The organism is Geitlerinema sp. PCC 9228 (genome assembly GCF_001870905.1).
Taxonomy (GTDB): domain Bacteria; phylum Cyanobacteriota; class Cyanobacteriia; order Cyanobacteriales; family PCC-9228; genus PCC-9228.
Genome location: NZ_LNDC01000192.1, coordinates 16231 through 34870 on the forward strand (window position 1 = coordinate 16231; position 18640 = coordinate 34870).

The window sequence follows — 18640 nt, forward strand, 5'->3', positions numbered from 1 at the left end:
CCATCGCAGCCACTTTGCCGAAACGCGCCCTATGAGCCAATCTACAACCGAACGCATTGCCCAAGTTCGCCAAACCCTGCCCCCCCACGTACAGTTGGTTGCCGTCACCAAATACGTGGACACCCAAGCCATACGCACCGCTTACCATGCTGGCATTCGCGATTTTGGAGAAAGCCGCGTCCAAGACGCCCAACGCAAACAACAAGCCCTAGCCGATCTCGAAGGGATTACCTGGCATTTGATCGGACATTTACAAAGCAATAAAGCCAAAAAAGCAATAGAACATTTTGATTGGATTCACTCCGTTGATAGCCTTAAATTAGCCCAACGTTTGGACAAACTCGCCGCCGAAATGGGGCGTACCCCTCAGGTATGTTTGCAAGTGAAGGTCCGCCCCGACCCACAAAAATATGGTTGGGAAATTGACGAGTTGCTTTCCCATTTGCCTGCATTGGACCAGTGTCATTCCTTGCAAATCATGGGATTAATGACCATCTTGCCCCAGGGACTCAACCAAGAGCAAACGCGAGCCTCCTTTCAGCGGCTGTCAGAATTAGCCCAGACCATCCGCGAAAGAAACTACACCCACATCAGCATGAAACATTTGTCCATGGGCATGTCCGCCGATTATCATTTGGCTGTGGAAGCAGGGGCTACCATGGTCCGCCTGGGGCACATTCTGTTTGCCGATTCAGTATCCTAGAAACAGGCAGTTGCCCAGAAAAATGTCCCTTTTCCCTCATCAAAAGCCAATAATTTTCGATAAATTTGTTGAAAATTGGCATATTTGCTGTAATGAATATCTTAAGATTGCATAGGAAACAATAAAAAATAGGGTGCGCGTGCTGGTTGTTTGCCAGGGTGGGTGAATCGAACAATATCTGTTTCGTTGTTATGGAGTTTGAACCGTGAAAGCAGTATTTACGAAGCTACGGGATTTTGTTGGCCTCAACGAACCTCTCGACGAGGAAGAGTACGAGGATGAAATGGACCCGACCTATCAAAACCAGGTCTCGTCCCTAGGGGAAACCTTTACCGATGAAGAACCAGCACCGGCACCGCCAAGTTCGGAACCGGATTTGCGCCAATCTTGGCGGGAAAACGCAGCTGGAACCAGTAGAAGTGGGATTGGTCGGTCGCAATCGCAACGAGGAGCGAGTATGAACAACGTCATTGGTATGCCGGGGGCGACCAACGGGATTTCCGAGGTTATGGTCCTCGAACCCCGTTCCTTTGAAGAAATGCCCCAAGCCATTCAAGCCTTGCGGGAACGCAAATCCGTGGTCCTCAACCTCACCCTGATGGACCCAGATCAAGCCCAGCGAGCAGTTGATTTTATTGCCGGCGGTACCTACGCCCTCGACGGGCATCAAGAACGCATTGGCGAGAGCATTTTCTTGTTTACCCCCAGTTGCGTTCAGGTAAGTACTCCCACCGGCTTAGTCAACGAAGCCATGCAGCAGTATCAAGCCCAACAGCAAGCCCAGCAAACCGGTAACAGAGCCGTGGGCGGTCCTTGGTCCTCCCAACAGGTCCGCATGGTGCAATAGCACCGTTGCTGGATATCGAACACTCAGAAAATAGGACGGCGATTGAAGCCCATGCAGTTAGGCACAATTGGAGGCGGGGTGATGGCAGAAGCCATTGTCTCCCGCCTGGTTAACCAACAGGTGTATTCCCCCAGCGAGATGGTGGTTAGCGACCCGTCGGCAGAAAAACGGGAAAAGCTGGCGTCTCGCTACGGCGTGCGGGTAACAGAAAACAATCGGGAAGCAGCCCAACAAGCACAACAGGTGTTGTTGCTGGCGGTAAAGCCACAAATTTTCGATCGAGTGGTGGCACAGCTGGGACCCCCGAGCCATAAAAATCAATTGGTGCTGTCGGTGCTGGCAGGAATGCCCCTGTCGCGCCTGGAGGCAGCCTTTCCCGAACAACCGGTAATTCGCGCCATGCCCAATACGCCAGCGACCGTAGGGGCCGGTATGACCGCGATCGCACCTGGAGCAGCCGTACAATCCCAACATCTGGAGATAGCACGTCGGATTTTAGAAGCGGTGGGTCAGGTGGTTACCGTACCGGAATATCAAATGGATGCGGTGACCGGCGTATCGGGTTCGGGACCGGGATACGTATCGGTGTTTATCGAAGCCCTGACCGACGGCGGCGTTGCGGCTGGATTGCCGCGCTCTGTCGCTTCCCAGCTGGCGGTACAAGCGGTTTTGGGAACTGCCCAGCTGCTGCAAGAAACCGGCATGGATGCTTGCCAACTGAAAAACCAAGTCACCAGCCCCGGTGGCACCACCATTACTGGGATTGCCCAGCTGGAACGTGCTGGTTTGCGCGCTGCCACGATCGATGCCGTGCAAGCGGCCTGCCGCCGTTCTCAAGAACTGGGCCAAGGCGAGTAACCAGACCGTTTGGCCACGCTGGCAGCCTGCAAACACCCTATCCCTGACCCAGCCATGCGCGTTCTCCAAATCGTTCCTTCTATTGCTCTGGTGTACGGCGGTCCCAGCCAAATGGTTTTGGGGCTGTCCTCGGCGCTAGCCCAACAAGGGGTTGATGTAACGATCGTTACTACCAATGCCAATGGCGATGCCGGTCAACCGCCTTTAGATGTGCCTTTACGGGTGCCCGTGCGCGAAGGGGATTATACGGTTTGGTATTTTCCCTGTTCTTGGCGTCGCTATAAATTTTCGGGGGAGTTGCTTTCTTGGTTGTGGCAGCATGCTGGCGATTTTGATGTTGCCCACATCCATGCTCTGTTTTCTCCGTTGAGTACCTTGGCAGCTAAGGTCGCGCGATGGCGCGGTTTGCCCTACGTATTGCGCCCGTTGGGAACGTTAGACCCGGCGGATTTGCGCAAGAAAAAATTCCTCAAGCAATTGTATGGTTGGGGATTGGAACGGGGGAATTTGGCAGGGGCAGCCAGAGTGCATTTTACCACCGCCCAGGAGGCGCGGGTGTCCCGTCGGTTTGGCACGAACACCACTGATGCCATTGTGCCTTTGGGGGTGGAATTGCCTGCTCTGGACCCGGATGTGGCAGCACAGCCGCGGGCATTTGTCCAACAGCAGTTACAGGTTCCCAGCGATCGCCCTTTGGTTTTGTTTTTATCGCGGATCGAACCAAAGAAAGGCTTGGATATTTTGATTCCGGCTTTGGAAGAACTATGCCGGCGCGATTTGGACTTTCATTTGGTTTTGGCTGGGTCCAACCCCCAAGATCCCCAATACGAAGACAATATTCGCCGCCAGGTGGAACATTCGGTACTGGCAGAGCGAACCACTATGCCGGGGTTTGTGCGGGGGAATTTGAAGGTGGCTTTGTTGCAAGCGGCGGATGTGTTTGCCCTGTTTTCCTACTACGAAAATTTTGGTATTGCTGTTGCGGAAGCCATGGCTGCGGGAACGGCGGTGGCTATTTCCCGCGGAGTGTATATTTGGGAAGAGGTGGAACAGGCGCAAGCCGGATGGGTAAGTAGTGCCGATGTGCTGGCAGCCACCGATGTTTTGACCCAGGCTTTGTCCCATCCCGAAGAATGCGACTGGCGCGGTGCGAAAGGACGAGTGTATGCCCGCCAACATTTTAGCTGGGAAGCGATCGCTGCTTCCACCCAACAGATTTATCAAGATGCCATCACCTCGCAGACAACCTCCCAACGCGATCGCCCCTGGTAGCGCCATTCACCGCAGAAGCTTAAATTTTCCCAAAAAATTTGCAGTTTTCCCGCCATATACGTTATTCCTAAAAAGGATTTCGTTGTTGGTTTCCGATCCAAGGGTTCGGAAATTTTCTCCCGTTCCGCGCCTGTCGAAGTCCAATAAATTCCCTATACTAGAAAACAGAAGCAGTTGTTACAAGCGAAAGCGCTCCTATGTCTGACCTCAACCAACAAATCGAACAAGAACTAGAACAAGCCCGTGAAGTTTGCGATACTTCCGGCAACACTTCCGAAGAATGTGCCGCCGCTTGGGATGCCGTTGAAGAGCTGCAAGCCGAAGCTGCCCACCAACGCTCCAGCGAACCCGAAAAAACTTCCTTTGAAAAATACTGCGACGACAATCCAGAGGCCGCCGAGTGTCGCGTGTACGACGAATAACGTCAAAGCAGGGGGAAAAGGAAGCGATTGTTTCCTTTTTTACCCTCAATCCTGTACAATAAAAAGGCTATGCTCCTCACCACCAAATCGAGAACGAGCAATCGGCATCCGAACTTTGCGGGTGCCGTTGCTTGTTTTTGCCGCTCCATCGTACCAGTCCCCCATCGTTGCCCATGAACGAAGTTTGGTTTCGACCCTACATATGGATGGACTTTCGCCTGGCCTTGTTATTTGCCATGGCCATTCCCCTGATTCTCCTGATTTGGTCTCTGGTCAAAAACAACGACCCCATCCAGCGTTTGCTCGCCATTTACTGGCGCGTTGCCAGCCTGCTCATTGTTAGCCTATACCTAGCTATGGGGGCCCTCCCCTTTGCCTTTGCCAGCGGTTTCTTGGCGCGGTTGCTGATTCCCCTGAGCTTGTGGTTTTGGGTCGATCTCAACGAAGAAATTCAGGACCAACCCGCTACGCCACTGAAATGGGTTTTCTCGGCTTGGCGTTGGGCAGCCACCATTTACCACCTGCTGGGAACCTTAGCCATGGTGCCTTTTTTGCGCTGCAGCTTGCTGCAAACTCAAGCCATCCTGGAAACCCCCTCTTGTACCGTTTGGCTGGAAGTTCCCTGGCGCTATCGCGAAATCTTCCACAGCGCCAACACGCCCCAGTTTCTAGGTTTTTTGGGCATGTTTGCCCTCACCATCTACGCTCTTTATTTTCTCTACTTTTTGGTATTTCGCCTCACCAAACAAGGTCGGTACACCACGAACCCATAAGGCCAAGGTTCTATGTCACCCACACCCGAAAAACGTCTGGAAAATTACACCGAAAAGAATCCCCAAGAAGTCTTACTCGTTACCCTAGACATCGAAGGGGAAGAAGACCAAGTAACCATCTTCAAAGGCTTTTCCAGTTCGTTGATGCGCCCCACAGCCTACGACCCGGAAGTTCCCGTGATTCCCGAAAACGCCACCATCGTCTCCATCGACCGCATGGCCAGCCCCTACGAACCCAATAACCCCCGCTACATCCAACGGGGGTTAACCTGGGAAGCCATGGAATCTTTGCTCTCGCAAGCTGGCTTTTAAAACCGCTTTCAATAAATTTAAACAGGTGCTTTCCCGGTAGCCGCCTGCAAGCGAGCGCGCGCCCGCTTCAAGGATTGCTTGGCTTGAATTTTTTCCTGACGGGTACCGCTGTTTTCAGCTTTTTGGACGCGAGCTTGTGCTTCTTTGTAGTCGCTTTCCGCCTTGGTGGCATCGATTTCGCTACCGGGTTCGGCAGCATTGACTAAAATGGTCACATCGTCGTTTTCCACTTCCGCAAAGCCACCCACAATCGCAAATGACATCCAATCTTCTTTGCCCGGACGTACCCGCATTACGCCCGTATCCAAAGCCGTTAGCAAAGGCGCGTGACCGCCCAAAATGCCCAACTGCCCGGTCGTACTGGGCAGCACAATTTCCTCGGCTGTCGAATCCCAAACGGTTCTGTCTGGAGCAATGACACGTACCTGTAAACTCATAGTTCTGTTTTGACTCTATAAATCAATGAATGGGTAGCCACAAAAAGTTCGTTGGCACAGAAAAGGAATATGGAAGACTAAGGACCGAGGAAATCTACCATCCTCAGTCCCTAGCTTCCTATAGAGAAATCGGCGCTTAGCTTTCCGACTTCATTTTTTCAGCCTTTTCAACGGCTTCGTCAATGTCTCCTACCAAGTAGAAAGCCTGCTCTGGGAGGTCATCCATCTCGCCAGAGAGGATTTTCTTGAAGCCTTCAATATTCTTCTCAATGGAAACGTATTTACCAGGCAAACCGGTAAACACTTCCGCAACGAAGAACGGCTGCGATAGGAAACGTTCGATTTTACGGGCACGAGCCACGGTTAGGCGGTCTTCTTCCGACAGTTCGTCCAAGCCCAAAATGGCAATAATATCTTGCAGCTCTTTGTAACGCTGCAGCGTTGCCTGGACAGCACGGGCGGTTTGGTAGTGCTCTTCGCCGACAACATCTGGCTGCAGCATGGTGGAGGTGGAGTCGAGGGGATCCACTGCCGGATAAATTCCTTTGGAAGCCAGTCCCCGGGAAAGTACCGTGGTGGCGTCCAAGTGGGCAAAGGTGGTGGCTGGTGCCGGGTCGGTCAAGTCGTCTGCCGGTACGTAAACTGCTTGAATGGAGGTAATCGATCCTTCTTTAGTGGAAGTGATGCGCTCTTGCAGCTCGCCCATCTCCGTTCCCAAGGTGGGCTGGTATCCCACCGCAGAAGGCATCCGACCCAACAGCGCCGATACCTCAGAACCGGCTTGCACGAAACGGAAAATGTTGTCGATAAACAGCAGTACGTCTTGTTTGTTTACATCCCGGAAGTATTCGGCCATGGTGAGGGCGCTCAAACCAACCCGCATGCGCGCACCCGGGGGTTCGTTCATTTGCCCGTACACCAGCGCCACTTTCGAGTTGCTCAGGTTATCTTTGTCAATAACGCCAGATTCAATAAATTCGTTATACAGGTCGTTGCCTTCGCGGGTGCGTTCGCCCACACCGCCAAATACCGACACACCACCGTGGGCTTTGGCAATGTTGTTGATGAGCTCTTGAATGAGCACGGTTTTGCCCACGCCAGCGCCGCCAAACAGACCCACTTTACCGCCACGGCGATAGGGCGCGAGTAGGTCGATGACTTTAATTCCGGTCTCGAAAATGGAGGGTTTGGTTTCTAGGTCGGTGAGTTTGGGGGCAGGACGGTGAATGGGCGCGGTTTCTTCGGCGTTGACCGGGCCTTGTTCGTCTACTGGTTCGCCGATGACGTTGAAAATCCGTCCCAAGGTTGGCGTTCCCACGGGAACGTTGATGGGTTTGCCGGTGTCCACTACTTCCATGTTGCGGGTCAGACCGTTGGTGGACCCCATGGCCACGGAACGCAGTTGGTTGTCTCCCAACAGTTGCTGCACTTCGCAGACTAGGGAGATTTGCTGCCCGATTTCGTTGGTGCCTTCGATTCTTAAGGCGTTGTACATCCGCGGCATTTCGCCACTGGGGAATTTAACGTCCACCACGGGACCGATAATTTGCGTTATATAACCAACGTTGGTCTTTTCTGCTGCTTGTACCATGCTTGTGCCTTGTTTGCTTTGATGAGTTGACACGCTTGCGGCACCGATTGCTGGATGGCAATGGTGCTCGGTTGTTTGCGACTGCTGTTAGAGCGGCTATAAAGAACGAGGTGGTGCCTACCCCGCTCTCTAGAGCGAGCTGGCTAGCTGCGCTTCAACCATCCAATCGTAGCAGTCTATGCTGCCATTTCCTATGGCTGTTGGTAGCGGATTTATCTTTTAGCATACCATCGAATGGCTTTCAAATACGAGGATGGACTGGGGCTGGGGGCGATCGCGATGGGGTCTGGAAACTGCTAAGATACGCGATCGCTGGGGGCCAATCTTTGCTGGTGGCAGCTAAAGGTGGAAATTTCGAGCAATTTCGTGAATATCGGGGAAGACAAAGCCTACCTCTATTCTGTACCCTAGACATTTTCCGTTCCCCACCTACCATCGCACGCTTGGGGATCGTTTGGGCGGTAGGAACAGGTTGATTGTTGGTATCCTGACTTTTTGTGGAAGGTTTGCCGATCTTTTCTCGGGCGTTTTTCGGGAATTGATTGTTTTTTTTGGTTTTTTCTAGCATTTTTTGTTGTTCGCAAGCACTACCATCGTTCGGGAGATAAATCATGGCTATTATTTCTTTAAAAGCTTGGTATATTGATAAGTACGAACCCATTCAAGAAATTGAAAAACGTCCCCACGATTTGCGATTGAGCAAGCAAAGTTTGTTAAAATCAGCCCTGCGAGCGGATTTCTTAAATGATATTGAAGAGGTCAAACAAGCTTCGTGGTTTCAACGGTACCTCGAAGGGGCAGAAGTGGAATTTTATATTGAAGGGAGCGGCGGATATGCGATTTCCAATATCGATTTAATCAGCCATGAAATTTATTTCACCAAACGGGATGTCATGGCTCATTTGGACCCGACGATTTTTTTGAGCTACCAGCAAGAATACAGCGCATCCAGTACGGCTTTATCGGAGGCACTATCGACGGCGCTGGAACAGCTTAACCAACGATTGCGATTTCCTTTAAAAGTGGAAGTTTCTCCGCGTTCACAAAAAGCGCCTACGCGCTTGAACCAAACCACTATACGGCGGTTGCAAAAAAGTTTGCTTTTTATTGCTGATGTTACTCCGATTTTTGAAATGGAAAATGAATTGCGATCGCAGGTTCCCAGCCCTCAAGTTTGTTTGGAACTTGGCTGTGCTTTGCAAGGAAAACGAACCGAACAAATTTTGCTGGCCGGGCAACAACGCTACGATTCTCTAGAAGGACATTTCCCTTTTGAATTGCCCAACTACCAACAACTTTGGTTCGATCGCACTGGTGAACTTGAGGAAACTTTGCCGGTGGTTTTAGAAACGATGCTGCAAAAATTTGGTTTGTTTTTATAATCCCTTCCCAAATGAGCTAGCTGCGGTCTGTAGGTTACCTATTTTTGGATGTTTCCCAGAGAACAGATAAGCCTCAAAACGACTTCATCTTTTTGAATTCGGGCTATAGTAGAAACAAACAGCGATCGCGGGAGCGAACTTGCCCCTAGCAACGTTGGGGGGTAGTCTTCCCCCAAAGGGGGATGCCCATCTCGTGTCCCACCAAGCATGGATGGCTACGGAAAATTACGTTGAAATCGATAGAATTTTGTCAGGGCAGTGTCCCCGTACCTGCCCTGTACGCCCAAAATTTGCTCAGCGGCTATGGAATTAGATTTACCGAGATTTTATCAAGCTTGCAATCCCAGCAAACCCCTTTACATAGGCAACGAAACTGACCGCAGGTATTATATTGATTTTTCCGACCTGCGCGGTGGCAATATTATTCGACAGTTGGGACGTACGATTACTTTGCTATCGCCAGAAGAACCTACCTGCCAGCTATTTACCGGGCATATTGGTTGCGGAAAATCCACCGAACTGCTGCGTTTAAAAGCCGATTTAGAAGCCCAGGGATTTCATGTTGTCTATTTTGAATCCAGCCAAGATTTAGATCTAGTAGATGTAGACATTACCGATATTTTATTGGCGATCGCGCGCCAGGTCAGCGAAAGTTTGGCAAAACAAAAAGTTCATTTATATCCCACCGGCTTCAAAAAAATGCTCAAAGAAGCCGCCGAGCTGTTGCAAACCTCCATTGAAATTACAGGCGAAGCCTCGGTGCCTGGGGTAGGCAATCTCAGCGTTAGTTCCGAAGGGCAAGCCGAACTTTCCCTACCCATGGGCATTGGCAAAATCACCGCCAAAACCAAAGACAGCCCCCGCATGCGTTCGGTGTTGCGGCAATATCTAGAACCGCGCACCAACAATATTTTAGAAATTACCAACCAAGAACTGCTGCAAACCGCCAACGAAAAACTGAAACAACAGGGCAAAAAAGGCTTGGTTGTCATCGTCGATAACCTCGACCGTTTGGACAACTCCCCCAAACCCTGGGGCAGACCACAACCAGAATATCTATTTGTCGATCGCGGGGAACAACTCGCCAAACTCAACTGCCACCTGGTTTATACCATTCCTCTATCATTAATTTTTTCCAACGATTTAAGCCGTTTGACCAATCGATTTGGCGTGAAACCCAAAGTTTTGCCCATGGTGCCAGTGCGCCAGCGTTCGGGAGAAACTTGCGATCGCGGCATTCAGTTGCTGAGACAAATGATTTTAGCCCGCGCCTTCCCCGAAGCCACCCCCCAAAAACGCCTGGATATGGTAGAAAAAGTTTTCGACAGTACCGAAACCCTCAACCGCCTGTGCCAGGTTAGCGGCGGTCACGTGCGCAATCTCTTGGGGTTGCTGTACAGTTGCCTGCAACAAGAAGACCCACCCCTAGGACGGGAAGCTGTAGAAAGCGTCATTCGCGAATACCGAGACGACTTGGTGGCAGCGATTACCGACGACGAATGGGAACTGCTCTTTCAAGCTCTGCGGGAGAAAAACGTCCGCGGCGACGAAGACTACCAAATCTTGCTGCGCAGCATGTTTCTATACGAATATCGCGACGAACAAGGACGTTGGTTTTGGATTAACCCTGCCCTTGCAGAAACCAAGTTATTTCAAGACGCAGCGACCCAATTTTGACACTCTCACGAATAGAATTGGTGAGATTCTCGCTTCATTGGGTGTGCCTAGATGGGTTCGCGGATTTGCGAACAGAGCTAGTCCCTCTCCGGCGACAGGGACCCTCGGCGAGCGTTTTTCCGCCCCATTGTGGACGTACTTTGAATGCAATTCAAGCATATTTTTGACGGCGGCACCGGCTGCACGGGTCGCTCTTTTCCCCTTCAAAATCGCAGTTGGCTGTTTCAATCGTAGCTCCCATGGCAAAACTAGACACCGTAGACGATGCGCGCGCTTACAACCAGCGTTCCCTCAAAGCCTTGCTGCGAGCGATCGCCCTATCCGAGGGCACCTTTTCCCTCATTTTGGTGCGCTGTAATTACCACCAACTGCGCCAAAAAATCGTCCAACAGCTGCGAGACCGCTACGCCGACACCAACCCGTGCTTTCGCGAAATCTACCTCGATCCCAACATCCGCACCCTGTACACCACCCTGCGATCGCAACTGCAAGGGGAACAACTGGGGGGAAAAGGCACACCAGCCTTAATGGTCTTTGGTCTGGAGTCCGTACGTGCCCTCGATTACGTCCTCAGCTCCACCAACCAAGTGCGCGAAGAATTTCGCAAAAACTTTCCCTGCCCCCTCGTGCTGTGGGTGACCTCCGACGTATTGACCAAGATGATTCGCCTGGCACCAGACTTTCGCAGTTGGGCAGCCAGTTCCATAAAATTCGAACGCTCTACCGAGGAATTGTGGAGCGAACTCGTCCAAGTGGCCAATGCTGTTTTCCAAGCAGGGTTAGCCTTTGGCAGCCAAACAGCTGCCAGTGCCGCCTCCCCCGACACCAAAACCAGCACCAGCGATTCGGCGAACAACGACCTGGTGGACCTGGCCGTTGGCTCCTCCTACCGCGCTCAGGTAGAAGCAGCCGTACGGGACTTGCGCGATCGCGGTGTTTCCCTCAACTCCCCCGAAGGACTGCGGCTACAAGCCAGCATTCAACTCGTCTTAGGCAGGGATGACTACGCCAACGATCGCCCAGACGCCGCCCTCGAACACTACAACCAGAGCCTGCAGTTGTGGTCCGCAGCCAGGTCACGCCACAGCCAAGACAGCGATCCATCCCCAACCGGCAGCAGTCACAACCCAGCATCCCATACTGACACCATGGTTGAAGCCAGCCAGCAGTCCCCGAAAAATCCGTCAGTCCCCCTTACCGTAAACTGGTTGGAACGCCAAGGCGTTTTGCTATATCACATCGCCCTTTGCTACCGCCGGCAAGCCGACCTCAACCCTCCCCAGCAAATTGAATACCTGCAAGCTGCTAGAACCTACTTTCAAGACTGCATTGAAGCATTTCGTAACTGCGATCGCCAAGAACTGGTCGCTCAATTTACTTGCAGCTTGGGAGAAGTTCTGCGGCATTTAGAAGCGTGGAAAGAATTAGAAACCCTCGCCCAGAATGCCCTGCAAATGGACGCCGTTTGCCAAAATTCCCTACTGCGTGCCTCATGTTATGGATTTCTATCCGAAGTAGGACTTGCAGAAGGTCGGTGGATTCGCGCGTATCACCTAGCAGAAGAAGCCCTTTCTTTAGCCAACAGCGCCTGGTCGCCCTCATCAGAGACACCAAAAGTCCCGCCGCAACATAAAGGATTGTACCTGTGGTTGTTAGGGCGATCGCTGCAAGCCATGAACCGCCACCAAGAAGCGCGCAACTACTTGCAACAGGCACGGGACACCATCGCCCCCCAACAGGATCCCAAACTGTACATTCGGATCTTAGAAACCCTGCGTTCCATTTACTTCCAACAAGGAGGATATTTAGAAGCATTTCGCATCGAACAACAGCAACACCAAATCGAACACCAATTTGGCTTTCGCGCCTTTATCGGTGCCGTGCAGTTGCAGCCTCAATTGCACACCCTGCATCCAGTAAGCAGCGTCCCCTTTTTCTCGCCACCGCCATCGGCCAACCACCCATCCCTCGATACCGCTGGGGATAGGTCCGGTTGGCGTTCGCGAAGGGTCTGGTACGGAGAATGGTCCGTTCGCGAAGGGTCTGGTACGGAGAATGGACCGGTACCAAAGGCACCATCGCCAGAACACCTAGCCGACCCCAGCCACACCACCTGGGCCCCGGAAATCGACGCAGCCGGGCGAGGAACCGACGTACGCAATCTGCTCAGCCGCTTAAACCGCAACGACTGCAAGCTCACCATCATTCACGGTTCTTCCGGCGTCGGCAAAAGTTCCATGCTCAACGCCGGTTTGGTCCCCGCCTTAAGATACCGGCAAATGGGCGATCGCATCGCCCTGCCCCTCATCGTACAGGTATACACCGACTGGATGGGAAACATCACCAAACAGCTTGCCGAAGCCCTTGCCATCGAGCCAGTCACCTCAACACCACCCAAAACCAACTTCGAAACCTTTTGCCATCTCCTGCAGCACGCCCAAAACCGCAATCTACTTATTGTTATCTTATTCGACCAATTTGAAGAGTTTTTCTTCGTTTGCCAGAAAAGCACCGAACAAAACCTATTTTGCCAATTCCTCAATCGCTGCCTAAATAGCCCCTTCGTCAAAGTCGTCATCTCCCTACGGGAAGACTACCTGCACTATTTGCTTTCCTGCGAACAAACCGTTTCCCTAGACGCCATCGGCAACAACATCCTAGACAAAAACGTACGCTATCCCCTGCGAGACCTCGCCCCTGACAAAGCCAAAAGCACCATCGAAAAACTCACAGCCAACTCGCAGTTCTACATGCAAACCGCCCTCATCGAAACCTTAGTCCAAGACCTCGCCCAAGAAAGTGGTGCCGTGCGTCCCGTCGAACTGCAAGTCGTGGGAGAACAGCTGCAGGAAGAAGGCATTCATACCCTAGACAAATACCTGCAACTAGGCGACAGCGCCAAAGCCAGAAAACAAAAACTCGTCTTGCGATCGCTTTGCGTTGCCATCGAAGACTGCGGACCCGCCAACGAAGAAATCACCTGGAAAGTCTTATTCTCCCTCATCGACGACAAAGGCAGACGCCCCCTCAAAACCAAACAAGAAATCGCCACCTCCATCAACGGACACCCCAACCACACCCACCAAACCCTAGACCTCATCCTAGAAATCCTCGTAGGTGCCGGTTTAGTCTTTTTACACCTAGAAGAACCCACCAACCGCTACCAACTCGTCCACGACTATCTAGTCGAACCCATCCAACAAAAATACAACGAAACCTTCCAAAAACTCAAACAACAACTCGCCGCCTCCCAAGCCGCCGAAAAATCCAGCCAGCAGCAACTAGAAAAACGCAACCGAGAACTCAACCGCCTCCTCAAAATCACCCTCGGCTTAATCCTGTTGTTGCTAGGTGCCACCCTCTCCACCGCCACCTTTTGGCGCAACGCCGAAAAACAAAAACAAGCTCTCCAACAGCAGCGAGAACAAGTAGAACTGCAAAAACAGCGCGCCGAACAGCAGAGCAAAATCGCCGAAATCAACGAAATGAAAGCAGAAATTGCCGCCACCTCCGCTAGCGCCGAAGCCCTATTCCTCGATAACAAACCCTTCGACGCCCTCATGGAAGCCCTGCGCGCCGTTCGGCGGCTGCAAACCTTTCGCCACACCATCGCCACCGGCGGGTCCATCAGCCAGAACAGCGCCACCACGCGCCGGGTTTCCACCGCCGACATCGAACTGCAAGTAGCAGCCGCCCTACAACAAGCCATCTATCGTTCTGAAAAAGAAAGCAACCGCCTAGAAGGGCACCGCAACGCCGTATGGGACGTACGCTTTAGCCATGACGGGCGTTTCATCGCCTCCGCCAGCAACGACAAAACCATCCGCATCTGGCAACCCAACGGTCGGCTGGTGCAAGTTCTCGACCGCCCCACAGCCAGCCTATCCAGCGTAGACTTCAGCATAGACGGTCGGTGGATTGGTGCCGGCGACACTGATGGCAACCTCTACCTGTGGCAGCGAACCAATGGCCAATACCAGCTCGTACAAACCCTGAAAGCTGGCGAAAAAGTATACAGCGTGCGTTTCAGCCCCAAAGGTAACCTAGTAGCTGCAGCCGGAGACAGTACCCAAGTCAAACTGTGGCAGCGCCAGCCCAACGGCAGCTATAGCCAACAAGCCACCCAAACCTTATCCGGACATGCCGAAGTCGTGCGCTCGGTTCAGTTTCGTCAAGATGGAGATTGGCTGGTCACCGCCGGCGTACAGGGAAAAATTCGTTTGTGGCGGCAAGGGCGCGGGGGGCGCTACCAACTACGAAGAACCATTGCAGCGCACGATCGGAAAATCAACTTCCTCGATTTTGCTCCCAACGGTCAAATTTTTGCCTCCGCCTCTGACGATAAGACTATTAAACTGTGGAACTTGCAAGGGGAAAGATTGCGAACTTTTTCCGGGCACCAGAAATGGGTGTACGCCCTGAGTTTTAGTCCTGACAGCCAATCCCTGGTCTCGGCCAGCGGAGATGGCAAAGCGATTTTGTGGGATGTAGCTTCTGGAGAGAAAAAACGGGAATTTGAAGTGCATACTGATGGGGTAACCAGCGTGGACTTTAGTCCCAATGGCAACTTAATCGCCACCGGCAGTTGGGACAAAACCGTACGTTTGTGGAAACTCGAATCGACCTCTCTGCCCCGGTTGCGCGCTCACGAACAGCGGGTATACGGTGTCGGTTTCTCTCCTGATGGACAAACCATTGCCACCGGCAGCAGCGATCGCAGTGTGAAAATTTGGAACCGGCAAGGGGAACTCCTCCAAAGCTGGCAGGCACATGCAAGTGGCTTGTACGACGTATCGTTTGCTCCGAACGGCGACATGCTGGCATCAGCCAGTCACGACTGTACCGTGAAATTATGGGACCCCTCTGGAACCGCGATCGCGACCCTAACAGACCCCAGCCTAGCTGACAAAAAAGACCTCCCCGGCAACTGCGCCCCCAACCCCAGCCATGCCGATCGAACCTACCAAGCTGCCTTCGATCCCCAGGGGAAATTGGTTGCCACCGCCAGCCGCGACGGCACCGTCAAAATTTGGTCCCTTTCCGGCCAGCTACTGCACACCCTCGCCGCCCACCAAGGCAGAGTCAACAGCGTCGCCTTTTCCGCCAACGGGCAACTTTTGGCCTCAGCAGGGGACGACCAGCAAATTCTCCTGTGGCGTCGCAACGGCGAATTAGTGGGGACGGTTACCACCAGCAAAGACCCCTTTGGGCATCAGTCTTACATTACTGATATTGCCTTTAGTCCCGATGGCAAGAGGTTGGTGTCGGCGGGGTGGGATAATACAGTGAAACTATGGCGTTTGCCTACCAACAGTAGAAGCGCAACGCGAAGCGTCTCTACTGGGGCCACGCCCCCAAAAACCGTACGCGATCGCTCTTTATTGGTGGATACCTTGTACCGGGGCTACAACGACAGCGTCAATAGCGTTGCCTTTCGTCCGGATGGCAAAGCGATCGCCTCTGCCAATTGGGATGGTACCATCAAGCTATGGAGCCGCGATGGCAGTCTGTTAAAAGCCTTGCACGGCCACGAAAGCGGCGTTTTGGATGTCAGCTTTAGTCCCGACGGCCAAACCTTGGTATCGACGAGTGCTGATAGTACGGCGATTTTATGGAATTTGGATTTGCAAGATTTGTTACAGAAAAGTTGCCGCTGGGTACGGGATTATTTAGCGACCAATCCCAACCTTTCCCAAAGCGATCGCGCCTTGTGTCAGGACAAGCACGGGAGCTTTGCCCCTACAGATTTTTTCGCCAGCCAAGGGAACCAGCAAAATGATGGTTAAATCGATCGCAGGATGTTTGCTCGCCGTGCTGTTGGTTGTTCTTTCCCAAGTCTTCTTCAGTACTGTACGCACCCCACCGACCCTTGGTTCCGCACCAGCACCAGTCCGGAGCGCCCCACCGACAGCCCCGCTGCTGGGTGAAAAGACGCCTATGTCCCCCGCCGTTCCCCAAATCGATCGGGTCACTCTGTGGCAGTTTCTAGAAGACCTGAACTACGAACGCCATACCGAAAGCCAGCGCCAGCGAACGCGGGATTATTTGAGCGAGAAATTGCGATCGTTTGGTTTATCGCCCCAAAAGCAGGTTTTTGACCTTCCCCGCGACAACGCTCGGGACAAGGGCGTCAACATCTGGGCACAACGCCCCGGGAGCAACTCGCAAGCAGGAAAAGTTATTGTCGCCGCCCACTACGATACCGTAGCCGGTTCCCCAGGTGCCGACGATAATGGCAGCGGTGTGGCCACTGTGTTAGAAATAGCGCGGTTGTTTGCCCAGCATCCCACGCCAGCGACCCTGCAAGTTATCTTTTTTGACGCGGAAGAACAAGGCATGTTGGGTAGTTTTGCTTTTACCGATGTTGCTGCCCACCGCGAAAACGTCGAAGCTGCCATTGTCTTGGAAATGGTGGGGTTTGCCTGTTACCAACCGGACTGTCAAACCTATCCCCAAAGTTTGCCCATAGAACCGCCCAGCCGTCGCGGGAATTTCCTAGCTGTCGTCGGCAACAGCGAACATCCCTTTCTATTGCAGGCGTTTTCCCAGGACATGCCGGCACATTTGCCGCCCGTGGAAACTCTAGCGGTTCCTGCTAAAGGGGCTCTCTTTCCAGCTGCCTTGCGCAGCGACCACGCCCCCTTCTGGTGGCACGATATTCCCGCAGTGATGGTGACGGATACTGCTAACTTTCGCAATCCCCACTACCACCAACCTAGCGATACCATTAACACCATTAACCGGGATTTTTTCACGGGGTCGGCACAAATCGCCGCGCGCGCTACTGCCCATTTGTTAGCCCAGCCGGAAAAAAACACCGCCACCAAATAAAAATCTGCCGTTTCAAAGTTTTTAAAGTTTTGTAAACTATATTAGATAGAGGCGAATGGCGTCCCCCGCGTTGCGTGATGGCATCTCTCCCTTCATGGGACTCCGGGTAAGCCTTCGATTGGGCTGGGGATGGTTCGTCTGGAAACAGAAATTTTTATTTGGTTGAGGATTATCATGAGCAAGCTTGCACGAGCCGAGCGTTTTTCCCTGGTGGGTCATATTTTTTCAATGGCCTTTGGACTAGCCGGACTGCTGTGGGTGCTGCCCCATCCAGAAATTATTACGGCGTTAGGAAGTTGGGGGCAAACGGCTTTTCGCTGGAGTATGGCCGGAGGCGGCGTGGTATATATCTTGTTGGGGGCGGTTGCGGTTGCCATCGCTCTCTATCGCCGGTTGGGGATGAAATCGCTGTTGGCTTTTTTCCTTCCTACTGTTTGTCTGTCGTTGGGCAGCGAATTGTTGGGGACCAGTACGGGATTCCCATTTGGCGAGTACGAGTATTTAAATGGTTTGGGATACAAAATTGGCGGCTTGGTGCCGTTTACCATTCCCCTTTCTTGGTTTTATTTGGGGGGTACTGCTTACTTGCTGGCTAGAGCGGGATTGGAAAACCTGTCGCTGCCTGGTTGGGTTCGCCAGGGAATGGCGATCGCTTTGGGAGCTGTTTTGCTGACTTCCTGGGATTTCGTCCTCGATCCAGCCATGAGTCAAACTTTGGTGCCTTTCTGGCATTGGAACCAACCGGGTGCCTTCTTTGGCATGCCCTATCAAAATTTTATCGGTTGGCTGGGAACCGGCGCTCTGTTCATGGGGGTGGCGGCGCTGTTTTGGCCGGGACATTCTTTGGGGGTAACCCGCGCGCAGTTGGGTGTTCCCCTAGCGGTTTATCTCAGTAATTTTGCGTTTTCGGCCGTGATGAGTGTGGCTGCCAATTTGTGGATTCCCGTCCTTTTGGGGGTGGTGTTCGGGGTCTTTCCTGCTATACTCTTGTGGCGTATGGCGAACCCAGCTGCCCCAACAACGGCGGTAGCGGCGGACCAAGCTACGGCTGTGTCTGAAGGCAGAACTTTAAACTCTGTGGAAATTGCGGCTAAGTAAGCCAGCGCCTCCACCAAACGTGTGGAGGTTCCTGGTATCCTCCGTCGCTAGCTGAGGTGCCAGGGTGCCCTGAAGGTCTGTCTCCGGGGAGATGGCCAGCTACTAGCTGGAGACCCCCGTTTTTTCCCTCCTAGCAGCTAGAAAAAGCCACCGGTAACCTTGGCGAGGTGAACCTTATACCATTTCCTTAATAATCTGCAAGAGATAATAGAGGCATTTTTGTAGGGGCGCAACGCGTGAGCGCCCCTACCAGGGAAATTGGAAAATTCCAGAAAATTATGTTTTTTCAGAAATGGTATTAGTGGTACAAATGGCGTTTTGGGGGATTCTAAACCCCCATAGCCCCTTTTTAGAAAAGTCACTGACCCCGCGCTAAAGCGACGGGGCTTGGGAACAGCCAGGTTCCCGTAGTAGTGGCTAGACCAAGAGCCGATAGT

At 52.6% G+C, this 18640-nt stretch carries 14 protein-coding genes; 12 read left to right on the forward strand and 2 right to left on the reverse strand.

Features of this window, described 5'->3' with window-relative positions:
• Positions 1-31: 31 nt before the first annotated feature.
• The 7 genes from AS151_RS19915 (at position 32) to AS151_RS19945 (ending at position 5187) form a co-directional block, all read left to right on the forward strand.
• Positions 32-703, forward strand: a complete 672-nt coding sequence (locus AS151_RS19915; protein ID WP_071518819.1) for a YggS family pyridoxal phosphate-dependent enzyme — start codon at positions 32-34, stop codon at positions 701-703.
• 205 nt (positions 704-908) lie between these two features.
• Positions 909-1550, forward strand: coding sequence for a cell division protein SepF (locus AS151_RS19920; protein WP_071518820.1), 642 nt, complete (start codon positions 909-911; stop codon positions 1548-1550).
• A 51-nt stretch (positions 1551-1601) separates the two neighbouring features.
• Complete coding sequence (proC, locus tag AS151_RS19925) at positions 1602-2408, forward strand: pyrroline-5-carboxylate reductase (RefSeq protein WP_071518821.1); 807 nt, start codon at positions 1602-1604, stop codon at positions 2406-2408.
• Between the two features lie 54 nt (positions 2409-2462).
• A complete protein-coding gene (hpsP, locus tag AS151_RS19930; protein ID WP_071518822.1) occupies positions 2463-3680 on the forward strand; it encodes a hormogonium polysaccharide biosynthesis glycosyltransferase HpsP in 1218 nt (405 codons plus the stop codon).
• 197 nt (positions 3681-3877) lie between these two features.
• Positions 3878-4102 (forward strand): Calvin cycle protein CP12, encoded by a 225-nt coding sequence (locus AS151_RS19935; protein WP_071518823.1) that lies wholly within the window; start codon positions 3878-3880, stop codon positions 4100-4102.
• Positions 4103-4275: 173 nt separating this feature from the next.
• Positions 4276-4875, forward strand: a complete 600-nt coding sequence (locus AS151_RS19940) for a DUF3177 family protein (RefSeq protein WP_071518824.1) — start codon at positions 4276-4278, stop codon at positions 4873-4875.
• A gap of 12 nt (positions 4876-4887) precedes the next feature.
• Positions 4888-5187, forward strand: coding sequence for a hypothetical protein (locus tag AS151_RS19945; RefSeq protein ID WP_071518825.1), 300 nt, complete (start codon positions 4888-4890; stop codon positions 5185-5187).
• Between the two features lie 17 nt (positions 5188-5204).
• On the opposite strand, the gene atpC is transcribed toward AS151_RS19945, so the two are convergent.
• Together atpC and atpD are read right to left on the reverse strand one after the other, a co-directional pair.
• Entirely contained in the window at positions 5205-5624 is a 420-nt protein-coding gene (gene atpC / locus AS151_RS19950) for an ATP synthase F1 subunit epsilon (RefSeq protein WP_071518826.1), read from the reverse strand.
• 136 nt (positions 5625-5760) lie between these two features.
• Positions 5761-7215 (reverse strand): F0F1 ATP synthase subunit beta, encoded by a 1455-nt coding sequence (gene atpD / locus AS151_RS19955; protein ID WP_071518827.1) that lies wholly within the window; start codon positions 7213-7215, stop codon positions 5761-5763.
• Positions 7216-7826: 611 nt separating this feature from the next.
• Between atpD and AS151_RS19965 the strand changes: the two genes are divergently transcribed.
• From AS151_RS19965 to cruF, 5 genes are all read left to right on the forward strand, one after another.
• A complete protein-coding gene (locus AS151_RS19965) occupies positions 7827-8597 on the forward strand; it encodes a hypothetical protein (RefSeq protein WP_071518829.1) in 771 nt (256 codons plus the stop codon).
• Positions 8598-8900: 303 nt separating this feature from the next.
• On the forward strand, positions 8901-10274 hold the full coding sequence (locus tag AS151_RS19970; RefSeq protein WP_071518830.1) for a P-loop NTPase fold protein: 1374 nt from the start codon (positions 8901-8903) through the stop codon (positions 10272-10274).
• A gap of 239 nt (positions 10275-10513) precedes the next feature.
• Positions 10514-16060, forward strand: coding sequence for a PD40 domain-containing protein (locus AS151_RS19975; RefSeq protein ID WP_071518831.1), 5547 nt, complete (start codon positions 10514-10516; stop codon positions 16058-16060).
• Positions 16050-17105 (forward strand): M20/M25/M40 family metallo-hydrolase, encoded by a 1056-nt coding sequence (locus AS151_RS19980; protein WP_139240816.1) that lies wholly within the window; start codon positions 16050-16052, stop codon positions 17103-17105. Before AS151_RS19975 ends, AS151_RS19980 begins: the two co-directional genes overlap by 11 nt.
• Before the next feature lie 174 nt (positions 17106-17279).
• Entirely contained in the window at positions 17280-18203 is a 924-nt protein-coding gene (gene cruF, locus AS151_RS19985) for a gamma-carotene 1'-hydroxylase CruF (protein ID WP_071518833.1), read from the forward strand.
• The last annotated feature ends 437 nt before the right edge of the window (positions 18204-18640 follow it).